Annotated in this window: 23 protein-coding genes and 1 pseudogene; 15 read left to right on the top strand and 9 right to left on the bottom strand. The window is 67.2% G+C overall.

Annotation, left to right across the window (positions count from 1 at the left end):
• Positions 1 to 258 precede the first annotated feature (258 nt).
• A complete protein-coding gene (locus tag IBJ82_RS19660) occupies positions 259 to 888 on the top strand; it encodes a hypothetical protein (RefSeq protein ID WP_194827413.1) in 630 nt (209 codons plus the stop codon).
• Between the two features lie 4 nt (positions 889 to 892).
• On the opposite strand, the gene IBJ82_RS19665 is transcribed toward IBJ82_RS19660, so the two are convergent.
• Positions 893 to 1,144, bottom strand: coding sequence for a hypothetical protein (locus IBJ82_RS19665; RefSeq protein WP_194827414.1), 252 nt, complete (start codon positions 1,142 to 1,144; stop codon positions 893 to 895).
• 236 nt (positions 1,145 to 1,380) lie between these two features.
• On the opposite strand from IBJ82_RS19665, the gene IBJ82_RS19670 reads away from it, so the two are divergent.
• Positions 1,381 to 2,454, top strand: a complete 1,074-nt coding sequence (locus IBJ82_RS19670; protein WP_194827415.1) for an acyl-CoA desaturase — start codon at positions 1,381 to 1,383, stop codon at positions 2,452 to 2,454.
• Between the two features lie 3 nt (positions 2,455 to 2,457).
• Here the strand turns inward: IBJ82_RS19670 and IBJ82_RS19675 are convergent, their stop codons facing one another.
• On the bottom strand, positions 2,458 to 4,698 hold the full coding sequence (locus IBJ82_RS19675; protein ID WP_370585390.1) for a molybdopterin-dependent oxidoreductase: 2,241 nt from the start codon (positions 4,696 to 4,698) through the stop codon (positions 2,458 to 2,460).
• 33 nt (positions 4,699 to 4,731) lie between these two features.
• Positions 4,732 to 5,193: a PaaI family thioesterase gene (locus IBJ82_RS19680; RefSeq protein ID WP_194827417.1), complete on the bottom strand. Its 462-nt coding sequence runs from the start codon at positions 5,191 to 5,193 to the stop codon at positions 4,732 to 4,734.
• An 87-nt stretch (positions 5,194 to 5,280) separates the two neighbouring features.
• Here IBJ82_RS19680 and IBJ82_RS19685 point away from each other — a divergent pair, with 87 nt between their 5' ends.
• Positions 5,281 to 5,847, top strand: a complete 567-nt coding sequence (locus tag IBJ82_RS19685) for a TetR/AcrR family transcriptional regulator (RefSeq protein WP_194827418.1) — start codon at positions 5,281 to 5,283, stop codon at positions 5,845 to 5,847.
• Positions 5,848 to 5,898: 51 nt separating this feature from the next.
• Positions 5,899 to 6,342: pseudogene (locus tag IBJ82_RS19690) on the top strand (nitroreductase family deazaflavin-dependent oxidoreductase); the annotation flags it as partial.
• 27 nt (positions 6,343 to 6,369) lie between these two features.
• On the opposite strand, the gene IBJ82_RS19695 reads toward IBJ82_RS19690, so the two are convergent.
• Together IBJ82_RS19695 and IBJ82_RS19700 are read right to left on the bottom strand one after the other, a co-directional pair.
• Complete coding sequence (locus IBJ82_RS19695; RefSeq protein WP_194827420.1) at positions 6,370 to 7,065, bottom strand: DUF2993 domain-containing protein; 696 nt, start codon at positions 7,063 to 7,065, stop codon at positions 6,370 to 6,372.
• Between the two features lie 7 nt (positions 7,066 to 7,072).
• Positions 7,073 to 7,798, bottom strand: a complete 726-nt coding sequence (locus IBJ82_RS19700) for a hypothetical protein (protein ID WP_194827421.1) — start codon at positions 7,796 to 7,798, stop codon at positions 7,073 to 7,075.
• Between the two features lie 200 nt (positions 7,799 to 7,998).
• On the opposite strand from IBJ82_RS19700, the gene IBJ82_RS19705 reads away from it, so the two are divergent.
• Positions 7,999 to 9,129: a metallophosphoesterase gene (locus IBJ82_RS19705; RefSeq protein WP_370585391.1), complete on the top strand. Its 1,131-nt coding sequence runs from the start codon at positions 7,999 to 8,001 to the stop codon at positions 9,127 to 9,129.
• Here IBJ82_RS19705 and IBJ82_RS19710 read toward each other — a convergent pair.
• Positions 9,098 to 10,192 (bottom strand): sorbosone dehydrogenase family protein, encoded by a 1,095-nt coding sequence (locus tag IBJ82_RS19710; protein ID WP_194827422.1) that lies wholly within the window; start codon positions 10,190 to 10,192, stop codon positions 9,098 to 9,100. The two genes, IBJ82_RS19705 and IBJ82_RS19710, sit on opposite strands and share 32 nt — an antisense overlap.
• 32 nt (positions 10,193 to 10,224) lie before the next feature.
• Positions 10,225 to 10,656, bottom strand: a complete 432-nt coding sequence (locus IBJ82_RS19715; protein WP_194827423.1) for a PaaI family thioesterase — start codon at positions 10,654 to 10,656, stop codon at positions 10,225 to 10,227.
• A gap of 55 nt (positions 10,657 to 10,711) precedes the next feature.
• Here IBJ82_RS19715 and IBJ82_RS19720 point away from each other — a divergent pair, with 55 nt between their 5' ends.
• On the top strand, positions 10,712 to 11,329 hold the full coding sequence (locus IBJ82_RS19720) for a TetR/AcrR family transcriptional regulator (RefSeq protein ID WP_194827424.1): 618 nt from the start codon (positions 10,712 to 10,714) through the stop codon (positions 11,327 to 11,329).
• The gene (locus tag IBJ82_RS19725; protein ID WP_194827425.1) at positions 11,313 to 12,035 is read left to right on the top strand and encodes an HD domain-containing protein; all 723 of its coding nucleotides are present in this window, start codon (positions 11,313 to 11,315) and stop codon (positions 12,033 to 12,035) included. Before IBJ82_RS19720 ends, IBJ82_RS19725 begins: the two co-directional genes overlap by 17 nt.
• 29 nt (positions 12,036 to 12,064) lie before the next feature.
• Here the strand turns inward: IBJ82_RS19725 and IBJ82_RS19730 are convergent, their stop codons facing one another.
• A complete protein-coding gene (locus tag IBJ82_RS19730; protein WP_194827426.1) occupies positions 12,065 to 12,658 on the bottom strand; it encodes a TetR family transcriptional regulator in 594 nt (197 codons plus the stop codon).
• A gap of 144 nt (positions 12,659 to 12,802) precedes the next feature.
• Between IBJ82_RS19730 and IBJ82_RS19735 the strand changes: the two genes are divergently transcribed.
• The 7 genes from IBJ82_RS19735 to IBJ82_RS19765 are packed head-to-tail and all read left to right on the top strand — an operon-like array spanning position 12,803 to position 19,367.
• A complete protein-coding gene (locus IBJ82_RS19735; protein ID WP_194827427.1) occupies positions 12,803 to 14,020 on the top strand; it encodes an acetyl-CoA C-acetyltransferase in 1,218 nt (405 codons plus the stop codon).
• Positions 14,017 to 14,772: an SDR family oxidoreductase gene (locus tag IBJ82_RS19740; RefSeq protein ID WP_194827428.1), complete on the top strand. Its 756-nt coding sequence runs from the start codon at positions 14,017 to 14,019 to the stop codon at positions 14,770 to 14,772. Before IBJ82_RS19735 ends, IBJ82_RS19740 begins: the two co-directional genes overlap by 4 nt.
• 51 nt (positions 14,773 to 14,823) lie before the next feature.
• Positions 14,824 to 15,579, top strand: coding sequence for a 3-oxoacyl-ACP reductase FabG (gene fabG / locus IBJ82_RS19745; protein ID WP_194827429.1), 756 nt, complete (start codon positions 14,824 to 14,826; stop codon positions 15,577 to 15,579).
• Positions 15,576 to 16,028, top strand: a complete 453-nt coding sequence (locus IBJ82_RS19750) for a MaoC family dehydratase (RefSeq protein WP_194827430.1) — start codon at positions 15,576 to 15,578, stop codon at positions 16,026 to 16,028. Before fabG ends, IBJ82_RS19750 begins: the two co-directional genes overlap by 4 nt.
• Complete coding sequence (locus tag IBJ82_RS19755) at positions 16,028 to 17,101, top strand: phosphotransferase family protein (protein ID WP_194827431.1); 1,074 nt, start codon at positions 16,028 to 16,030, stop codon at positions 17,099 to 17,101. Before IBJ82_RS19750 ends, IBJ82_RS19755 begins: the two co-directional genes overlap by 1 nt.
• Positions 17,098 to 18,276 carry an acyl-CoA dehydrogenase family protein gene (locus tag IBJ82_RS19760; RefSeq protein WP_194827432.1) on the top strand — a complete coding sequence of 393 codons (1,179 nt, stop codon included), beginning with the start codon at positions 17,098 to 17,100 and terminating at the stop codon, positions 18,274 to 18,276. Before IBJ82_RS19755 ends, IBJ82_RS19760 begins: the two co-directional genes overlap by 4 nt.
• Positions 18,273 to 19,367 carry an acyl-CoA dehydrogenase family protein gene (locus IBJ82_RS19765; RefSeq protein WP_194827433.1) on the top strand — a complete coding sequence of 365 codons (1,095 nt, stop codon included), beginning with the start codon at positions 18,273 to 18,275 and terminating at the stop codon, positions 19,365 to 19,367. The genes IBJ82_RS19760 and IBJ82_RS19765 overlap by 4 nt, the downstream gene beginning before the upstream one ends.
• Positions 19,368 to 19,393: 26 nt before the next feature.
• Here IBJ82_RS19765 and ald read toward each other — a convergent pair whose 3' ends face one another.
• A complete protein-coding gene (gene ald / locus IBJ82_RS19770; protein WP_194827434.1) occupies positions 19,394 to 20,494 on the bottom strand; it encodes an alanine dehydrogenase in 1,101 nt (366 codons plus the stop codon).
• A 120-nt stretch (positions 20,495 to 20,614) separates the two neighbouring features.
• Between ald and IBJ82_RS19775 the strand changes: the two genes are divergently transcribed.
• The gene (locus IBJ82_RS19775) at positions 20,615 to 21,127 is read left to right on the top strand and encodes an Lrp/AsnC family transcriptional regulator (RefSeq protein WP_063003771.1); all 513 of its coding nucleotides are present in this window, start codon (positions 20,615 to 20,617) and stop codon (positions 21,125 to 21,127) included.
• The last annotated feature ends 27 nt before the right edge of the window (positions 21,128 to 21,154 follow it).

The following is a 21,154-nucleotide window of genomic DNA, read 5'->3' on the forward strand; positions in this document are numbered from 1 at the left end:
TCCATGGTGGGGCGAGCTACACCATGCGGGGGCCTGGCCGGATCCTGCGCGCCCAGCTATGAATGCGGCGCAACCACTGGCGCAAGGTCTTGGCGCCGCTGACCGGCCCTACCCGATGCCGGTCACTGGGTCCGACAAGAGCAGCCACTGCCCGACATCGGACGAGCTGATTCCATTTTCGACGCAAGTGCGTAGCCGGGCCGGGGCGGGGTAAGCGCTGAATAATGCTCAATACTTCTGTTCTCCGATGGAGGCGTCATGACGGATGTCGACGAGAAAGTCTCGACCGGGAACGGCGGACGGGTGCGTATTCCGCGTAGCCGCGGCGCGCTGGGTGGGCTGGTGGTGCTGCTTCTCGGCATCTGGGGCGCACTCATCCCGTTTGTGGGCCCCTATTTCGATTTCGCGTACACCCCTGACGAGGCGTGGGTCTGGACGTCGGCTCGCGGCTGGCTCGAGGTTCTGCCGGGCGCCGTCGCGATCGTCGGTGGGCTGCTCATGCTGATGAGCCGGAACCGGCTGGTCGCCAGTTTCGGTGGCTGGCTGGCGGTGGCTGCCGGTGTGTGGTTCGTGATCGGGCCGTTCCTGGCTGCGCCGCTACGACTCGGGGACATCGGCGTGCCGGTCGCCACCTCGGATCTGAAGCGTGCGGTGCTCCAGCTGACGTTCTTCTACGGCCTCGGCGCGCTGATCCTGTTCTTCGCCGCGAGCTCACTGGGTCGCCTGTCGGTGCGCAGTGCGCGGGATATCGCTTTCGCCGAACGCTCGCGTGGCGTCGATCAGCGCCGTGTGGTCGAGGAAGAAAAAGTGGTGGTTCCCGCCGACGGGAAGCAATCGACTACCCGCCGCTTTCCTCCGCCCACCGACGTCGGGCACCGGCCGGTCTGACGGACTACGCCGCTTTGACGGTGACCATCGTGTCGGCGCTGGGGAAGTCGAGCACGCGCAGACGGCCGGTGACCAAGTCGACCGTGTCGGCGACCACCCGGCCGGCGCGACGCGCGTCGTCGGCGAAGCTCGTGCTGACCACCCGGTAGCTGCGCTTGGCGGTGAGTACGACATCGCCTGCCCGCAGCGACCCGGCCGCGGTGGGGGGCTCGGTCGAGATCGTCGACTGCGCCGGTCTGCGTATGAGCTCGATCAATTTCAGCAACCTGGTCTCCACACTGTGAAACGCCTGCTTAGACGTCCCGTTCGCCCGATTCGCGAACAGTATCGACACCTTTTTACCCAGGAACGTCTGGTTTGAACCCTCGGTTTCGAGCACGGACTCGACTGCCGGTGCTGTGGAGTTGCCCCGCGGTATCACCCCGCAGTCCGATTCCGTCTCATACCAAGGGATTACGGCCGACGAGAATCTGAGCGATAACTTCGGGATCTATGACGACACCTGCTCTGGTCCCCGAATCATCTCCACGGTCACCGCGGCGCGGCGCCGACGGTGACTACGCCCGCCTGTTGCGCCGAATCTCCGAGGCGGGGCTGATGGGCCGACGTCCTGTCTACTACGCCGTGCGGCTCAGCCTCGTCGGGATCGCGTTCGCCGGCGGGTGGGCGGCGTTCGTCCTCGTCGGCGATTCGTGGTGGACGCTGCTGGTCGCGGCGTTCATGGCCGTGACGTTCGCGCAAGTCGCACTCGTGATGCACGACGTCGCGCACCGTCAAGTCTTCCGGCTACGACAGCCGACCGAGCTCGTGGGAAGACTCGTCGGCAACGCGGGCATCGGCCTTGGCTACGGCTGGTGGCAGGACAAGCACACCCGTCATCACGCCAACCCGAACCACGAGGAACTCGACCCCGATGTCGCGCCCGACATTCTGGTCTGGTCACAGCAGCAGGCCCGGTCCAGCCGCGGTCTGCCCCGGCTCATCGGACGGGCCCAGGCGTTCCTGTTCTTTCCCCTGCTGCTGCTGGAGGGCCTGAACCTCCATATGGCCGGCGTCCGCGCGCTGCGAAATCGGTCGGTCAAACACCGCGGATGGGAGGGTGCGCTGCTGTTCGGCCACTTCGCCCTCTACCTGACCGCACTGTTCGCGGTGCTGCCCGCCGACAAAGCTCTCGTGTTCCTCGCCGTCCACCAGGGCCTTTTCGGCCTGTACATGGGCTGCATCTTCGCCCCGAACCACAAGGGCATGCCGACCTTGACCGGCGACGACCGTCCCGACTACCTCCGTCGCCAGGTCCTGACCTCCCGCAATGTGCGCGGTGGCGCGGTGACCGATCTCGCCCTCGGCGGACTCAACTATCAGATCGAACACCACCTGTTCCCGAGTATGCCGACGCCGAACCTGCGTCACGCCCAGGTGATCGTCCGCGACTACTGCGCCGAGATCGGCGTGCCGTACCACGAAACCGGACTCGTCTCCTCCTACCGCGAGGCACTGACGCACCTGCACCACGTCGGCGCACCGCTGCGCCACTCGGATACCGAAGCGCCACAACATAATCAGTGAGGGTCAGGCTTTCGGGAGGGGTTCGACCCGGGCGGGTACGTGTTTGTGCCAGGGGGTGGCGGAGTACTCGTCGCGCCGTCGCAGATCGGTGAGATCGTTGGGCGCCACGCCGGTGCGCTGGTCACTTCCGGGGAGGTCGAGCCCGAGGCCGTTGGGGAGGGAGATATGGCCGTTTTGCATTCGGTCGTTGAGTTCGACAGTCGCGGTCGCGGAGCCGCGGTTGGTGGTGATCAGTGCTCGACCGCCGTCGGCCAATCCGAGGCGCTCGGCATCGGCAGGGCTGATACGCAGTGCGCCGGTGGTGTCGCGGCGCCGCCAACTGTCGTCACGGAAGATCGTGTTCGCGGTGAACGCGCGGCGCTCGCCGGCGGAGAGCACGAAGGGGTATTCGTCGCTGGTGTGGGCCCATTCCCTGTGGTCGAGACCTCGCAGGGATTGGAGCAGGGGCGTGATGGTCAGGTTGATCGGCAGATTGCGTGCGGGCACGTAGGTCCAGCAGCCGCCGTCGAGTTCGTCGGCGGTCACCGCGACGCCGGATCGTTCGGTGAGCATCGCGGTGAACAGTGCCTCGGCGTTCCGGTGGCCGGCGCGGCGCATGGATTTCGGATGCAGATGCGCGACGCGCTGGGCCAGCGCCCACAGCACTGCTGCTGACCGTGCGCCGCCGGGCAGGGTCGGGCCGAGCGTTTCGTACAGCAGGAAGGGGGCCGAGCCAGCGGCCTTCCTGTCGAGTGCGAGCAGCGCGAGAAACGTCAGACCATAGACTTTGCGGCCCAGGCGCAACGCGCGTTTCAGCACCGACAATGCCAGCGGGCGGGCGACGCCGAGCTCGCGGACGAGGCGGGCATAGATTTCCGGCTCGGCCAACGTACCGGGCAGCGGCTCGAGCAGCGGGGCACGGAGCTGAAAGGTGTTGATCGGGAATTCGAGGTTGAAGAAGGTCGCTTCCCACTTCTCGAACTGACTCGCCGCCGGAAGAACATAGTGGGCGCGACGAGCGGTCTCGGTCATCGCGACATCGATCACGACGCTGAGTTCGAGGGACTCGAATGCCTCGCGGAAGCGCTGCGAATCCGCCAGCGAATGCGCCGGGTTCGAGGATTCGACGATCATCGCGCGGAACCGCTTCGGATGATCGGTGAGAATCTCCTCGGCGATGACATTGCCGGGCACGAGACCGCCGGGCATCGGCACCCCGGTCACCGGTGTGGACTTCGTCTTCACCGAGTAGTTGATCAGCGGTACCACCCAGGAGTGCATCTGCATGGCGCCGCGGGCGGCGAAGTTCCCGGTGAGCAACCAGATCAGCTTGTTCAGATACGACACCAGGGTGCTGTTCGGGCTCTGCTGCACACCCAGATCCTCGTAGGTCGACACACTCTCCGCGGTCCCGATCAACTGCGCGGCTCTGCGGACCGATGCGGGATCGACGCCGCTCAGGTGGGCATACGCGTCGACATCGATGGTGCGAAGGGCGGCGAGCACCGGCTCGGCCTCGGTCGTGTGTGCGGCCAGGAACTCGTGGTCGACCAGGTCCTGCTGAACGATCACACCCAGAATCGCGGCCAGGCACCAAGCGTCGGTGCCCGGTCTGATCTGCAGGTGGATGTCGGCCATATCGGCGGTCTCGGTGCGCACCGGGTCGAGCACGATCATGGTGCGTGCGGGGTCCTTGGCGATGTTCTGGAGCACGGTGCGGGCGCGCGAAACGCCGTGCGACTGCCACGGATTCTTACCGATGAACACGCTGACCTGCGCGTGTTCGAAGTCGCCGTGTGTATGTCCGCCGGTCAGATGGGCGTCGACCCAGGCCTCGCCGAGTTTTTCCTGAGCGAGCGCGTTGGAGCGATAACGTCCGCCGACGGCGCGCAGCAACGCGCCGCTGTACGCGCCGCCCAGGTGGTTGCCCTGTCCGCCGCCACCGTAGAAGAAGATCGATTCGCCACCGTGGGTGTCGCGCACCGCGCGCAGTCGGGCGGCGATCTCGGTGATCGCGACATCCCAGCTGATCTCGGTGTAGGTGCCGTCGTTCTCGCGGCGCAGCGGTGAGGTGATCCGGGTGCCGCCGTTCTGATAATGGTCCAGCCGCAACGCTTTGTTGCAGGTGTACCCGGCGGACCCGGGATGGTCCTTGTCGCCGCGGATTTTCGCGAACCGCCGTCCTTCGACCTTGACGGTTATTCCGCAGTTGTTCTCACACAGAATGCACGCACTGGCCTGCCAGTCCCCGCTGTCGTTCGTCACGTGAGCCTCCTCGACCGGCATGGACTTCCCCCGTCAGCGATGGATGATGCAGGTGGTGGTGGCGTGGGCGACGAGTTTGCCCGCTTCGTCGAGCACCTTGCCCTCCGCTGTCGCGGTGGTGCGGCCGACGTGCAGCGTCGAGCCGGTGGCGATGAGGCGTCGGCCGTCGATCGGAACGGACCGGATGTAGTTGACCTTCAGCTCCAACGTGCCGTACCCGACCCCCGCATCCAGCGCGGAATGAATCGCGCAACCCATCGCCGAGTCCAGCAAGGTCGCACAGATACCGCCGTGGGTGGTGCCGAGCGGGTTCGCGAAATCGGGTCGTGTGACGAGGCTGAACGACACCCGGCCGAACTCGAGTTCCTCGACCGTCATTCCGAGCAGCGTGCCGATTCCGGTTCGATCGGGCATCGCGGTTGCCGCGCGCAGCAGTTCGAGGCCGCTCAGGGTGGCGAAATCCGGCGTTTCGGGGTGGTGCGTTGCGGTGGTCATGAGGCCCTCTCCTGATAGACCGATCGTTCTATCATCGGTGACGATACCGTACGATGAACTGATCGGTCTATGGCGAAAGGGGTGCCGATGAACCCGGTGGCGGGACCACGAGAACGCCTCCTCCGCAGCGCGATTCTCATGATGCGCGAACACGGCGTCGCGGCGACCGGGCTGACGGACCTACTCGCCCACAGCAAGGCCGCCCGAGGTTCGATATATCTGCACTTCCCCGGCGGTAAGAGCGAGCTCATGGAGCAGGCGACTCTGCATGCCGGACAGCAGATCACCACGATGATCGAGGCGCTGATCGCCGCGTCGTCGTCACCGGCGGAGGTTGTCGTCGGACTCGTGGAAGTCTGGAAGCAGATACTCGAGACTTCGTCGTTCACCGCGGGATGTCCGATCGTGGCCGCCGCGCAGAGCGGCAGCGACTCGCCGACCGTGCAGGCGGCGTCGGCCACTGTGTTCGGCGACTGGACCGGTCGGCTGGCCGATTTCCTGATCTCGGCGGGGATGGACTCTGCTGCGGCCGCCTCGATCGGCAGCGTCATCATCAGCACGATCGAAGGCGCGATCATCCAATGCCGAAGCACGAAATCCCTGCAGCCGCTCGATGACGCGGGTACCAACCTCGTCAAACTTCTCGAACTCTGACAGCTCACCTCACCTGGAACAGAGAGGCCGACAACGATGACCGAGCAGATCGACCAGCGCGCCCGGCGCAAGTTTCTCTTCGAGCGTGGCGTGGGTCGCTACGTCGCCAACCCCACCGTGCGCGCGCTGCGCCGCCTGGGAATAGACACCGCGCTCGCCACCGAATTGGAAACGATCGGACGAAAGAGCGGCGCACTGCGGCTGGTTCCGATCGCGGCGGCCTTCGACGAGTCCGGCGCGTGGGTGATCTCCCAGCACGGCACCCGCTCGGGGTGGACCGCCAACATCACCGCCGACCCGCAGGTGCGAATTCGGCACGGGGGCGCTTGGCGCACCGGTACCGCGCGGTTGGTTCCCGACGACGATGTCGACGCTCGGGCGCGCACCTTCGCGTCGCATCCCGCTTTCGCCGGCTTGACCGCCGCGACCTTCCGGGCGCTGCAGAGTGCGCCGATCTCCGTCCGGATCACCTTCACCGATACCGATCGGCACTGACCCGGCGATGCGGGCACTACGAGATTCTCACGGCAGGCTGTCGAGCCGAACATTGTGAGCTACGGCGCTGACGTGAAGGCCGTCCGCGCCCGGTTGGATGGCGGTCAGGCGCGCACCGAGTGGCAATTCCTGAAGCGGCACGACGAAGGTCAGGGACTGGCGAATCAGGGCAAGGGAGATCGTCGGTCCGCCTGCCGCGGACTGGACCGAGACCGGGGTGACCTCGATGCCCGCCTCGGTCGGTGCGACGGTGACGAACACTGTTGCCGGCACCGAGATACCCGCCACCGAGAACCTTCCGGTCACGCGCAGTCCGTCCGGGCTGTTGGAGATCGATTCCACTTGCGACGGCGCGAAGCCTTGCACGATGTCGTAGGGAACCACGGCGGTCGCGGTCGCCGTGGCCGCGACAAGGTTCGAGGTGCGGTTGTTGAGCACGTCGGTCAGTGGTGCGGAGACGTCGGCCAGTGCGACATCGAGGTTGTGGACGGAGATGTTGTGCCCACTCCAGTCGCCGATCCGTATATCGATGTCGCGATAGGTGCCGTCCACGGCCTGGGTCAGGAACGGAAAGCCGCCGATTTCGACATCGGGCTGGTGCGCGAGGTCGTACTCGGCGGCGATCTGGCGTCCGATCTCGTTCTGTGCCATGACGACCCCGACTCGATCGCCGACGACCAGTGCGATCATCAGCACGACGATCAGTATCAGCAGTGCGCGCATGCATTCATCATCTCGGCCATCCCACCATCATGCTGCGGATCGTGGCCGGTGGGTAGTTTCGACCCGCTCGGTGGGGGGTGCGGTCCCGCACCATCTCGGCGGCGAGCCACATGGCCGCGACCGCCACCATTGCGCCCCAGGCGATTCGGCCGGTGTGGGGCAGGAAGTACTGCGGCAGCATCGTGGCCAGTAGTGCCGCGAGCGGAACGGCACTCCAGCGGCGCAGAGTGCCCGAACGCCACACCGCCACCGCGGCCAGTACCGCCGCGACCGCGATCAGGATGAGGCCGATCGCGAAGACGCTCATCGCGGTCGGGTCGTACCGGAAGGCGTTGCCGACCTCGGTCAGCGTGGCGTCCCCGTCGGCAACGGCGCGCTGTCCGATTGCTTTGAGGCCGTAGGCCTCTGCGCCGTAGTACGAGATCGTCAGCGCTGATCCGATGTAGCCGATCGTCGCGGCCGCGGCGGCCGTGCCCTCGTGGGGAGTGCCTCGAAGCCGGCCGCGCAACGCGCTGTATCCGAGCGGGATGAGGATGAGCCCGGCGATCGCGGCGAGATGTGCCAGGGACCAGCCCAGGCTTGTCCACGACTCGGCGCTGTCGAGCGTGGTCTGGTCGGAAACGCGCGGGGCGGCAGCCTCATAGATCACGAACAGGATGCCCGCAAGTGCGAAGGCGAAGGCGCCCCAGCGGGCGCGGTTGTCGGGACGCGATGCGAGCGAGGGAAGGGACATGACACTCCTTTGGGGTGCACCACCCAGTTTCGAGAGCGGTGCTCTTTCTCGAGAACGATGGTCACACAGTCGCGTCGACAAAGCAAGAGCGGTGCTCTTGTTTGAGTGGGGGCATGGGTGGCGTCCGTACCGAAAGTGACCTGAGATGATCTGATGTGACGCGGCCCGACCGAGGGCGGCCTTGTTCAGGACGGGATCTCGTGACCGCGGTGGTGCTGGTGATAGTGGTCCTGCTGGTTCCAGCGGTGATGTTCGCGGTCCCGTGGTGGACCCTCGTCGCCGCGCCGACGGGGCGTAGCGGGACTCTGTTTCGGGTCGGCACCGCGGCCTGTGTGGTCGGGTATCTGTGTTTGCTCGTCGCTCTGTTCCTCGGGCACGGGCCGCCGCAGTTCGATCCGGCGGCGATCGTCGGTGACGTTCTGCTCGGGGTCTTGTGGGTGGTGTTCGTCTGGTCGGTGATCGGTTCGATCGTCCGGGGCGCGCTGCGCATCGCCGGGGTCGATCGGATGCGCGCCGGTCAGGGCGTGGCGCTCGCTGTGGTGATGGTCTCGACGGTTCTCACCGGGTACGGGGTGTACGAGGCGCGGCGGGTGCCGCAGGTACGTACCGTCGACGTCGCGATCCCGGGCCTGGCCGACGGGCTCGACGGGCTGCGCGTCGTGGTGCTCACCGACACCCACTTCGCCGCGATCGACCGGGAGGAATGGTCGCGAAACGTTGTCGACGTGGTCAATGCGCAGAAGCCCGACATCGTGGGTCTCGCCGGGGATCTCGTCGACGGTTCGGTGGCGAAACGGGCAGATCAGGTCGCCCCGCTCGCCGGCGTCGAAGCGCCACTCGGCCGGTTCTACATCACCGGCAATCACGAGTACCTCGACGATGCCCAGAGCTGGATCGACTACATGGCCTCGATCGGCTGGCAGCCGCTGCACAACGCGCACCGGACCGTCGAGCGCGACGGTGGCCGGCTGGTTGTCGCCGGAATCGACGACCCCACCGCCGATGTGCCCGGCCACGGTCCCGACCTGTCCGCCGCGCTCGCCGGCACCGACCCCGAGCTGCCGGTCGTCCTGCTGGCCCACCAGCCCAAACAGGTCGCCGACAGCTCCGCGGCCGGGGTGGAACTACAGCTCTCCGGGCACACGCACGGCGGTCAGATCTGGCCGTTCCACTACCTGGTTCGGCTCGATCAGCCGGTGGTCGCGGGACTGAGCAGACACGCGAACAACACCCAGCTCTACACCAGCCGCGGCACCGGCTATTGGGGTCCGCCGATGCGGGTGTTCGCGCCCAGTGAGATCACCGTGTTGGTGTTGCATCCGGAGCGGTGAACGCGGTCGGCTCGAGGCGGACGATGCGATCGTCACCGGCGGCAGGTTCGCCGCGACCGTCGGTGTTGTTGGTCAGAACCCAGAGCGATCCGTCAGGGGCGACGGCGATGTCGCGGAGGCGCCCGTACTCGCCGACCAGATACTCGGTCGACTGGGTGAGGTTGTCGAGCGGGATTCGACGTAGTCGCTCACCGCGCAGATTCGCGATGTAGAGGGACCCACCGACATTCGTCATCCCGCTCGGGCTGGCCTCGGACGGTTTCCACTGTTGCAGGGGGTCGATGAAACCGGCTCGGCCTGCCATGCCTTCGACCTCGGGCCAGCCGTAATTGCCGCCGGGTTCGATGAGATTGAGTTCGTCCCAGGTGTTCTGGCCGAATTCACTGGCGAACATCCTGCCGTCTGCCGCCCAGGTGATGCCCTGCGGGTTCCGGTGGCCGTAGCTGTAGACGAGCGAGCCCGGGACGGGGTTGTCGGCGGGTGCCTGCCCGTCCGGTGTCATGCGCAGGATCTTTCCGGCGAGGGCCGCGCGATCCTGGGCGGCGGGCCGGTTGCCCGCGTCGCCGACGGTGGCATACAGCATCCCGTCGGGACCGAAGGCGATCCGGCCGCCGTTGTGGTTGGCCGCGGAAGGCAGCCCGGTGAGGATTGTGGTGCCGCCGCCGAGCGTGAGGTTGCCCGGCCCTCCGATGAGGTCGAATCGTTCGATGCGGTTGTCGTCGGCGGCGGTGTAGTAGGCGAACAACTGCGCCCCGCGCACGGCGATGCCGAGGAGGCCGCCTTCGCCCGAGGGCTCGACATCGTCGACGGTGCCCACCTCGTGTTGTGTTCCGTCGGTACCGATTTCGAGGATGCGACCGCTGTCCCGCTCGCTCACCAGTGCGGTGGTGCCGTGGAAGGCGATCGACCACGGCGCGTCGAGGTCATCGGTGACGGGGGAATCATGCGCGGACGAGCGGGAGGTGGTGCTCGACTGTTCGGAACTCTCGCCCGGAGAGCACGCGCACAGCAGGGCGAGAGCGAAGGCGGGCGCGACGAGAGACGCTGTCTTGCGGAACTCCATGCTGTCGAGGTTAGGCGCGCCGGCCGGTGGTTTCAGCCCACTTTGTACGTGCCCGCGCCCGCGGCGATGAGGCGACCGCCGTCGGTGGCGACGATGTCGACCCGGCAGGTGCTGAGGTGGCGTCCGGCTCGCAGGCGGGTGCCGATGATGTCGATGCTCTCGGCGTTGGCCGGCTGGATGAAATCGATGGACATCGAGACGGTCACCCCGCGCAACTGCTCGGGGAGCTGGGCTCCGGCCCAGGCCGCGGCCATGATGCCGATGTCGATACAGCCCGCGAGGGCGCCGCCGTGGACCATGTCGCCGACCGTGACGAGTTCTTCGCGGAAGGGCATCCGGAGGCGGGCCGAGCCCTCCTCGATGTCGACGAGTTCGATGCCCATGTGCCGGACGAAGGGGGATTGGGGCAGGAACAAGGCCATGGCTTCGCTGCCGGTGCGGGGGAGCTGCGGGGAGAGGGTCATCGAAATTCCTATCGGAAGTTGACTACGATATCGGAACGAGACTACGTTATTTCGTATGACGTTGGAACCCCCTGCCGACCGACGCAAACGGCGAACCCACACCGCGGTGCTCGATGCCGCGCAGGTCTTGTTCCTGCGAGAGGGCTACCGCGGCACCACCATCGACATGCTCGCCGCCGAGGCCGACGTGGCGGTGAGCTCGATCTACGCCAATTTTCGCGAGGGCAAGGCCGACGTGTACGCCGCGCTGGCCTGGCGGATCGCCACCCTGCACGCGGCAGCGATGTCCGCACCGATCGGCGCTGATTCGACCCCGCGCGGCGAGGTCGCCGCCGTGTGCGACCGCTACGTCGCCTTCCATCGAGAGAACCCGCTCGCGTTGCGAATTCTCGCGCTGACCGACATCGACGTCAGCGAATCCGAACTGGCGACCGAAGCGAAGGTGCGCATCGACGCCGTGCTCGGCGGCTTGATCGAATCCTTCGCCGTCGCAGTGCGACTGGCGGGCTGTGATGTCGAACCCCATGCGTTGGTGATGGTTTCGTGGGCCACGGTGAACGGGGCGTACTCGCTGTTCCAGCGCGGGATCGTCGACGAATCAACCCTGGCGACAATGCTCGCCATCGCCCGAGCCGATCTGCTTTCCCATGTAGGAGATGACCACGATGCGTGACGGCGAATTGAGTCTGATGCAGCAGATCCGCACTGCGGGTTCGGCATTGGGCATACAGGCCACGTCCTTGCCCCATCTGATCCGAGGGCTGAGTCGCGAGGGGGACGGCTCGGGGTGGGCGGCGCCGGTACCGCCGGATTCGCGACTGTGCCGGTCCGCTCTGGACGAGGCCACCCAGGTGCTCACGCCCGCGCTGCTCGCCCACAGCCTGCGATGCTGGGAATTCGGCATGGCCTTGGCGCAGGTGGACAACCTACGGCCCGACCCCGAGGCGCTCTATGTCGCCTGTGTACTGCACGATATCGCGGTGGGGGAGCCGGCCGATCCCACGGTCGGGTGTTTCGCCCTGCTCGGCGCACGGCACGCTCGCACGTTCGTTCTCGACCGTGGTGCCACACCCGAGCTGGGTGAGTGCGTCCATACCGCCATCGCGCGCCACATGGACCCGGCCACACCGCGTGATCGTGGGGCGGAAGCGGCGTTGCTGCACGACGCCGCCCATCTGGACGTCACGGGTTTACGCGCCTACCAACTGGATTCGCGTCAACTCGCCGCCATCGATGCCCGCCACGGCAGGGCCGGATTCGCCGCCGAGTTCACCGCGACCATGCGCAACGAGGCGCGCATCCGGTCGCGCTCGACAGCGGCGACGCTCTGGCGCTCGGGAATGCGGGTCGCCATCACGCTGAACCCGCTGGATCGCTGATTCGCGACAGCTCACCGGGGTTTGCCGGGTCAGTGCGCCCCGACGATGCGTAGCGCCATATCGGCGTAGGCGGCGGCGATGTCTTCGGGGCTCCATTCGCCCTCGTCGCGGTACCAGCGGGCGATATCGATGCCCAGTGAGAGCAGGGCGACCGCCGCCATCCGCGGGCTGGCGGTGTCGAAGACGCCCGCCGCGACGCCGCGCTCGACGAGTCCGCGAATCTCCCGGTCGATCCGGTGGCGGATGTCGAGGATCTCGGCGTAGTGCTCGGGGGTGAGCGCGGACAGCTCGTAGTTCACGATCCTGGCGCCAGTATGCCCTCTGGCATGGTGAACAGCGAAGGCGTGCACCACATTTCGCAGCGCGGTGGCCGGCTCGCCGGACGACTCGACCCCAGTCAGTACGAGGTCGAGTGTTTCCTCGTGCCCGGTCCGCGAAATCAGATAGAGCAGCTCTTCCTTCGATTTGTGATGCACGTACACCGCGGCGGGACTCAGGCCCGCGGCTGCGGCGATGTCGCGCGTGGTGGTGCCGTTGAAGCCCTTCTCGGCGAACGCGGCGATGGCCGCGTCGAGTAGACGCGCGCGGGTCGCATCGGAGCGAGCTTCTGTCATGTCGGTCATCGCCGGGTCATTATCTCGCCCCGGAATCGCATGCCTCGGACCAGGTGGTGTGACGTGGATTACAAGGACCCGCGTATTGACGGCCGCGGTCGGGCTGTTGCACCATGCTGACTAAGCAAGCGCTTACTTAATTGAGGAGATTCGATGCCGGAAGCCGTGATCGTCGCCGCCGCCCGTTCCCCGATCGGCCGGGCAGGCAAGGGGTCGCTCAAAGACATGCGCCCCGATGATCTGACCGTTCAGATGGTCCAGGCCGCCTTGGCGCAGGTACCGGCGCTGGATCCCGCCGAGATCGAGGACCTGGTTCTCGGCTGCGGGCAGCCCGCGGGGGAGTCGGGCTTCAACATGGCCCGGGTGGTCTCGGTACTGGCCGGGCTCGACGGCGTCCCGGGGACGACGGTCAACCGCTACTGTTCGTCGAGCTTGCAGACCACCCGGATGGCGCTGCACGCGATCAAGGCCGGTGAGGGTGATGTCTTCATCTCGGCCGGTGTCGAGACAGTGAGCCGCTACTTCAAGGGCAATGCCGACGGTCTGCCCGACACGCAGAATCCGTCCTTCGCCGACGCGGTGGCGCGCACCGAGAAGCGGGCCGCGGGCGGTTCGACCTGGGGTGATCCGCGCATCGACGGACTGGCTCCCGATGTGTACATCGCGATGGGGCAGACCGCGGAGAACGTCGCCCAGTTCACCGGCATCACCCGCGCGGAACAGGACGCCTTCGGTGTGCGATCGCAGAACCTGGCGGAGAAGGCGATCGCCAACGGCTTCTGGGCCACCGACATCACGCCGGTGACATTGCCCGACGGCACGGTCGTCAGCACCGACGACGGTCCGCGCGCGGGGGTCACCCTGGAAGCGGTCTCGGCACTGAAGCCGGTGTTCCGTCCCGATGGCACCGTCACCGCGGGCAACTGCTGTGCCCTCAACGACGGCGCGGCCGCCCTGGTGATCATGTCCGACACCCGAGCCAAGGAGCTCGGGCTCACTCCGTTGGCCCGGGTCGTCAGCACCGGGGTCTCGGCGCTGTCGCCCGAGGTCATGGGCCTGGGACCGATCGAAGCGTCGAAGAAGGCGCTGTTGCGCGCCGGTCTCACTGTCGACGACATCGACCTGGTGGAGATCAACGAGGCCTTCGCGGTGCAGGTGATCGACTCGGCCCGCGAGCTCGGCATCCCCGAGGACAAGGTCAATATCAACGGCGGCGCGATCGCGGTGGGACACCCGTTCGGCATGACCGGCGCGCGGATCACCAGCACCTTGATCAACTCACTTCGCTACCACGACAAGCAGTTCGGCCTCGAGACCATGTGCGTCGGCGGCGGCCAGGGTATGGCGATGGTCCTGGAGCGTCTGTCGTGACCGGCCGATTCGCGGGCAAGACCGCGATCGTGACCGGGGCCAGCCGGGGAATCGGCTTCGGCATCGCCGAGCGACTGGTGTCTGAAGGGGCGAAGGTCGTGATCACCGCACGCACACAGGACGCGCTCGACGACGCGGTCGAGCAGTTGGGCGGCGCCGAGCATGCGCTCGGTGTAGCCGGCCGAGCCGACGACATCGAGCACCAGGCGGATGCGGTCGGTCGGGCGATCGCGGCGTTCGGCAGCGTCGATCTGCTGGTGAACAACACCGGAATCAATCCGGTGTACGGGCCGATGATCGAGATGGATCTCCAGGCCGCCCGCAAGATCATCGAGGTCAACTGCCTCGCGGCGTTGTCGTGGGCTCAGCAGGTACACAAGGCGTGGATGGACGAGCACGGCGGCGCGGTCGTCAACGTCTCCTCGGTCGCCGGGGTGCGGCCCTCGCCGGGCATCGGCTTCTACGGCGCCAGCAAGGCGATGCTGACCTACATCACCCAGGAATTGGCTGTCGAGCTCGGCCCGAACATCCGGGTCAACGCGGTGGCGCCCGCCGTGGTGAAGACGAAGTTCGCCACCGCGCTCTACGAGGGTCGCGAGCAGGAACTCGCCGAGACCTACCCGCTCAAGCGGCTCGGAGTGCCCGAGGACATCGCGGGCGCGGTGGCGTTCCTGCTCTCCGCCGATGCCGCCTGGATCACCGGCCAGTTGCTGGTCGTCGACGGCGGCATGACCTTGACCGGCGGCGTCTGAAATATCCGCTCGCACAGACGAACACACATCGAACACACAGGAGTGACTCCCATGAGTACCACCAACACCGCGATCGTCACCGGTGCCGCCCGAGGAATCGGCGCGGCCGTGGCCCGCCGTCTGGCCGCGGACGGATTCGCCGTCGCCGTCATCGATCTCGACGAGGCCGCGGGCAAGCCCGTGGTCGCCCAGATCGAGGCCGCCGGTGGCCGGGCGATCGCGATCGGCGCCGACGTCGCCGACGAGGCCGCCGTCGACGCCGCAGTCGAACGGGTCACCGCCGAACTCGGCGCGCCCACCGTCCTGGTCAACAACGCGGGCGTCCTGCGCGACAACCTGATCTTCCGGATGACCGCCGACGACTGGGACACCGTCATGAACGTGCACCTGCGCGGGTCGTTCCTGATGACCCGGGCGGTCCAGAAGCACATGACCAAGGCCGGTTTCGGACGCATCGTCAACCTGTCGAGCACCTCGGCGCTCGGCAACCGAGGCCAGGCCAACTACGCCGCCGCCAAGGCCGGGCTGCAGGGGTTCACCAAGACCCTCGCCTTCGAGCTCGGCAAGTTCGGCGTCACCGCGAACGCGATCGCGCCCGGTTTCATCGAGACCGAGATGACCGCGGCAACGGCGGCGCGCGTCGGTGTTCCGTTCGAGGACTTCAAGGCCGGGGCCGCGGCCGAGATCCCCGTGGCGCGCACCGGCGTGCCCGACGATATCGCGCACGCGGTGTCGTTCTTCGTCAGCGAGGGCGCCGGTTTCGTCTCCGGACAGGTGCTCTACGTCGCGGGCGGGCCGAAGGCGTGAGGACCTTCCACGGCATCGACGAACTCACCGAGGCTGTCGGCACCCATCTCGGCTACTCCGAATGGCACACCGTGGCCCAGCCCCAGATCGACACCTTCGCGGACGCGACCGGCGATCACCAATGGATCCATGTCGATCCGGCGAAGGCGGCCGACGGCCCGTTCGGAACCACCATCGCGCACGGCTATCTGACGCTGTCGCTGGTTCCGGATCTGGTCGGAAAGGTCTATCGGATCGAGGGCGTCCGCATGGGTGTCAACTACGGCGCCAACAAGCTTCGGTTCCCGGCGCCGGTGCCGGTCGACTCGAAGGTTCGCGCCGGTGTCGAGTTGCTCTCGGTCAAGCCCGGCGGTGGCGGACACCTGGTCACCGCGCAGGTCACCGTCGAGCGTGCGGGCGGCGACAAGCCGGTGTGCGTGGTCGAGACCGTGTCGCTCGTGGTGGTGTGATGGAGCTCCGGACCGAACTTCCCGGGCTCGATCTCGGTCGCTTCTCGGCGTGGTTGCGGACCGAGATCCCCGGTGCCGACTCGCCGATCAATGGTCGGCTGATCGCGGGTGGGAAGTCGAACCTGACCTACGAGGTCACCGATGGCACCCGGCGGTGGATCGTTCGTCGTCCGCCGCTGGGCCATGTCCTGGCGACCGCGCACGACATGGCGCGCGAATACCGGGTGATGGCGGCGCTACAGCCGACCGCCGTCCCGGTGCCCGAGATGTACGCGCTGTGCGGTGACGCCGATGTTCTCGGCGCGCCGTTCTATGTGATGGAGCGCGTCGACGGCACGCCGTATCGAAACGCCGCGGAGCTGGCGGCGCTGGGACCCGAACGGACCAGGGCGATCTCGGCCGGTCTGATCGACACCCTCGCCGCGCTGCACGCTGTCGATCCGGCAGCGGTCGGGCTGTCGGACTTCGGTCGGCCGACGGGTTTTCTCGCGCGCCAGGTGAACCGGTGGCGCAAGCAGCTCGACGCCTCGCACACCCGCGACCTGCCCGCGGCCGTCGAGCTCCACGCGCGCCTCGCCGCCGACGTGCCCGCCGACTCAGCGGTCGGGATCGTGCACGGCGACTTCCGCCTCGACAATGTGTTGACCGACGCCGACGACCGACTCGCTGCCGTCATCGATTGGGAAATGGCCACTCTCGGCGACCCACTCACCGATCTGGCGTTGATGGTCGTCTACGGCCGCCTCGCCGCTGCAACTTCGAGCAACACGAATGTGGCCGACGCCTCCCTCGCGCCGGGGTTCCTGTCCGAAGCCGAGATCATCGCGCGCTACACCGCGCGCAGCGACCGCGACATGTCGCGCTTCGGCTTCTACCTGGGTCTGGCGGCCTTCAAGCTCGCCGCGATCCTCGAGGGCGTGCACTACCGCTACCTGCACGGTCAGACCGTGGGCGAGGGCTTCGAGACCATCGGCGCCTCGGTCGAACCGCTGCTCGAAACCGGCCTCGCCGCACTACGTTTCGAGAACGCTCCAGCCGGCCGCGAGCCGCACAGTCAACGGGAGACACGATGACAGTCGACGAACTGGCCAGGGCGATCGAGGAGTTCCTCGCCGCCCATGATCCGGCCACGACCGAGCGCCTGGAGTTCCTGCGCGCCCGCTACGACGCGGGACTGGCCTGGGTGTATTTCCCGCACGGCCACGGTGGGCTGGGTCTGGCGCCTGCCCGGCAACTCGAGGTGGACCGTGCCTTCGCGGAGGCGGGCGCACCCGACAACAACCCCGAGGGCAACGGCATCGGGCTCGGCATGGCAGCGCCGACGATCCTGGCCTACGGGACCGACGAGCAGAAGCGGCGCTTCCTGCGGCCGCTGTGGACCGGCGAGGAAATCTGGTGCCAGCTCTTCAGCGAGCCGGGCGCGGGCTCGGACCTGGCCAACGTCAACACCCGTGCGGTCCGCGACGGCGAGGACTGGGTCGTGGACGGGCAGAAGGTGTGGACCTCGGGGGCGCACCTCGCGCAGTTCGCGATCCTGCTGGCCCGCACCGACACCGGGTTGCCCAAACACCGTGGCATGACGTACTTCCTGTGCGACATGACCGATCCCGGCGTGGAGGTCAGGCCGCTGCGTCAGATCACCGGTGAGGCCGAGTTCAACGAGGTCTTCCTCACCGGTGTCCGCATTCCCGATGCCCAGCGTCTCGGTGGCGAAGGTGACGGGTGGCGGGTGGCCAACGCGACGCTCAATACCGAGCGGGTCGCGATCGGCGGCAGGGCCAGTGACCGCGAGTCCGGGATCGTCGGCGTGGTCACCGAGACCTGGCGCGCGCATCCCGACCGGCGCACATCCGAGTTGCACGACCGGCTGCTGCGGCTGTGGGTCGATGCCGAGGTCGGCCGGATCACCGGTATGCGGCTGCGGCAGAAGCTGGCTCAGGGCAGGCCGGGTCCGGAAGGGGCGGCGATGAAGCTGACCTTCGCCCGGGTCGCCCAGCAGCTGTCCGGCCTGGAACTGGAGATCCTCGGCGAAGAAGGCCTGCGCTACTCGGACTGGACCATGGTGCGGCCCGACCGGGTCGATTTCAACGCCCGCGACGCGGGCTACCGCTACCTGCGGGCCAAGGGCAACTCGATCGAGGGCGGCACCTCCGAGATTTTGCGCAACATCGTGTCCGAGCGGATTCTCGGCCTGCCACCCGAGTCGCGAACCGACAAGGACCGACCATGGAACGAGGTTGCCCGATGACCGAGCTGGATCTGCTCTACACCGAAGTCGAGGACGACCTGCGCAATGTCGTGCGCGCTGTGCTCGCCGCGCAGTGCGCTCCGGGCGCGGTGACGGCGCTCTACGACGGTGACCGGTCGCTGGTCGAAAGCCTGTGGAAGAGCATCGCTGTCGACCTCGGTCTGGCCGGGCTGCTGGTTCCCGAGGATCGCGGCGGTGCGGGAGCGTCGGCACGGGAGGCCGCGGTCGTGCTCGAGGAACTCGGCCGCTTCGTCGCGCCGGTGCCGTTCCTGACCAGCGCGGTAGTGGCGACCACCCTGCTGCTCGACACCGACGGTCCGCTGCTCGGTCAGCTGGCGGCGGGGGAGCTCACCGCCGCGCTCGTGACGCCGTTGTCCACGTCGACCCACGGGGCGTTTCCCACGGTGTCCCTGGGGCCGGACGGCCTGACCGGCACCGTCACCAGCGTGGCCGGTGCGCTCGAGGCCGACGTCCTGTTGGTTCCGGTCAACGGGCCCGATGGCATCGCGGTGTATGCCGTTGCGGCCGACCGTGCCGACATCAGCCCGGTGATCTCGCTCGACATGACTCGGCAGCTGGCCGACATCACCTTCGACGCCGTCGCGGGCGAGCAGGTCCTCGCCGACGGAGAGGTCGCGGTGCGTCGCGCGCTCGAGGCGGGCACCGCCCTGCTGGCTTCGGAGCAATACGGCATTGCCCGTTGGTGTCTCGAAGAGACCGTGGCCTATTTGAAGGAGCGCCGCCAGTTCGGTCGGGTGGTCGGCGGCTTCCAGGCGATCAAGCACCGGCTGGCCGATCTCTACACCGCGGTCGAGTCCGCCAACGCGGCCGCTCGATACGCCGCGGCCACCCTCGCCGCGCACGACGCCGACGCCGCCGTGGCGGCCGGTGTGGCTCAGGCGTTCTGCGGCGATCTCGCGGTATTCGCGGGCGAGGAAGCCGTGCAGCTACACGGCGGTATGGGTATGACCTGGGAACATCCGGCGCACCTGTATCTCAAGCGGGCCAAAGCCGACCAAATCGCCTTCGGCACAGGTGGTATTCATCGGTCCCGTCTGGCCGAGCTGGTCGACATACCCGGCCCGCGATAGGACTGATTCGCTGCCGCCTGTGCCCCTCACCGGACCTGTGTTACGAGGTCATGGGCGGCAGCGACCGGGGCGTTGGTGACGTTGCCCGCGTGGGTGTTCAGGCCCAGTGCCAGGCTCGGGTCCTGCGCGCAGGCGCGTTCCCAGCCCTTGTCGGCCAGGGCCACCACATAGGGCAGGGTCGCGTTGGTCAGTGCGTAGGTCGAGGTATGCGGCACGGAGCCCGGCATGTTCGCCACGCAATAGAACGTCGAGGCGTGGACCGGATAGGTCGGATCCGCGTGGGTGGTCGGGTGGGTGTCTTCGAAGCAGCCGCCCTGGTCGACCGCGATATCGACCAGCACCGATCCCGGTTTCATCTGCGCGACCAGTTCGTTGCTCACCAACTTGGGTGCCGCGGCGCCGGGGACCAGGACGGCGCCGATCACCATGTCCGCCGCGCGGACCTGCTCGGCGATCGCCAGCTTCGACGAGGCCAAGCCGCGCACGCGATTGTTGTAGCGCCAGAACGACATGCGCAGTTTGTCGAGGTCGGTGTCGAGCAGTGTCACGTGCGCGCCCATGCCCAAGGCGATATTGGCCGCGTTCTGGCCGGCGACACCGGCCCCGATGATGACCACCTCGGCCTGGTCGACGCCGCCGACGCCGCCGAGCAATACCCCGCGACCGCCATAGGGCTTCATCAGCGCGTGGGCGCCCACCTGCGGCGCCAGGCAGCCCGCGACCTCCGACATCGGATACAGCAACGGCAGCGCGCCGGACGGCAATTGCACGGTCTCGTAGGCGATGGCCGTAACCCGCTGCGCCAGTAGCTGTTCGGTCAACGGCCGGTCTGCCGCCAGATGCAGGTAGGTGAACAGGACCAGCCCTTCGCGCAAGCGGTGATACTCCTGCGCGACAGGTTCTTTCACCTTCAACACCAGGTCCGCCTCGGCCCAGACGTCGTCGGCTTCGGCGAGGATCTGCGCTCCTGCCGCGAGGTATTCCGAATCGGGAATCGACGATCCCAGCCCGGCACCCGCTTCGATGACCACGTGATGACCGTTCGACACGAGTTCGTGCACACCGATCGGTGTGATCGCGACGCGGAATTCGTTGTTCTTGACTTCTTTGGGGACACCGATGCGCATGGGAGCTGCTCCTTCAGGATGATCGGGTTCTGCTACGAGCATCGAGAATTAGTGCGGCAATCGGCGATGACACCTGCACAATCGACGGAATTGAGTGTTGAAGCTGAGTATCCTGCGGTGATGGCGTCGCGAGAGCAACACCGACCGCAACCCGTGCAACCGTTCCGCGGGTCGCCGGCGAACCTGGACGACATCGACCGCCGGCTCCTCGCCGAACTCGCCGAGGACGCGCGCGTACCCAACAATGTCCTGGCGGCGCGGGTGGGCATCGCCGCCTCGACATGTTCGCTGCGGCTACGCAGGCTCCGCGAACTCGGTGCGATCCGTGGTTTCTACACCGACATCGCCCCGGAGGCGCTGGGGCTGCCGATCCAGGCGATGATCTCGGTCCAGGTCCAACCGGCGGCTCGGGCCCGCATCGGTGAGCTCAGTGCCAAGCTCGCCGCACTGCCGGGTGTGGTGAACGTGTACTTCCTCGCCGGAACGGTCGACTTCTTGATCCAGGTCTCGGCGGCCTCGCCGGACGCGCTGCGCGAGTTCGTGACGCAGGAGCTCAGCGCGACCCGCGAATTCGCCTCGACCGAGACCAGCTTGGTCTTCGAGCACATCCGCAGTCCGCAGCCCACGCTCTGACATCGGATCACGCCGAGTCCGTGCGCT

This window comes from Nocardia sp. XZ_19_231 (assembly GCF_015355705.1).
GTDB classification, from domain to species: domain Bacteria; phylum Actinomycetota; class Actinomycetes; order Mycobacteriales; family Mycobacteriaceae; genus Nocardia; species Nocardia salmonicida.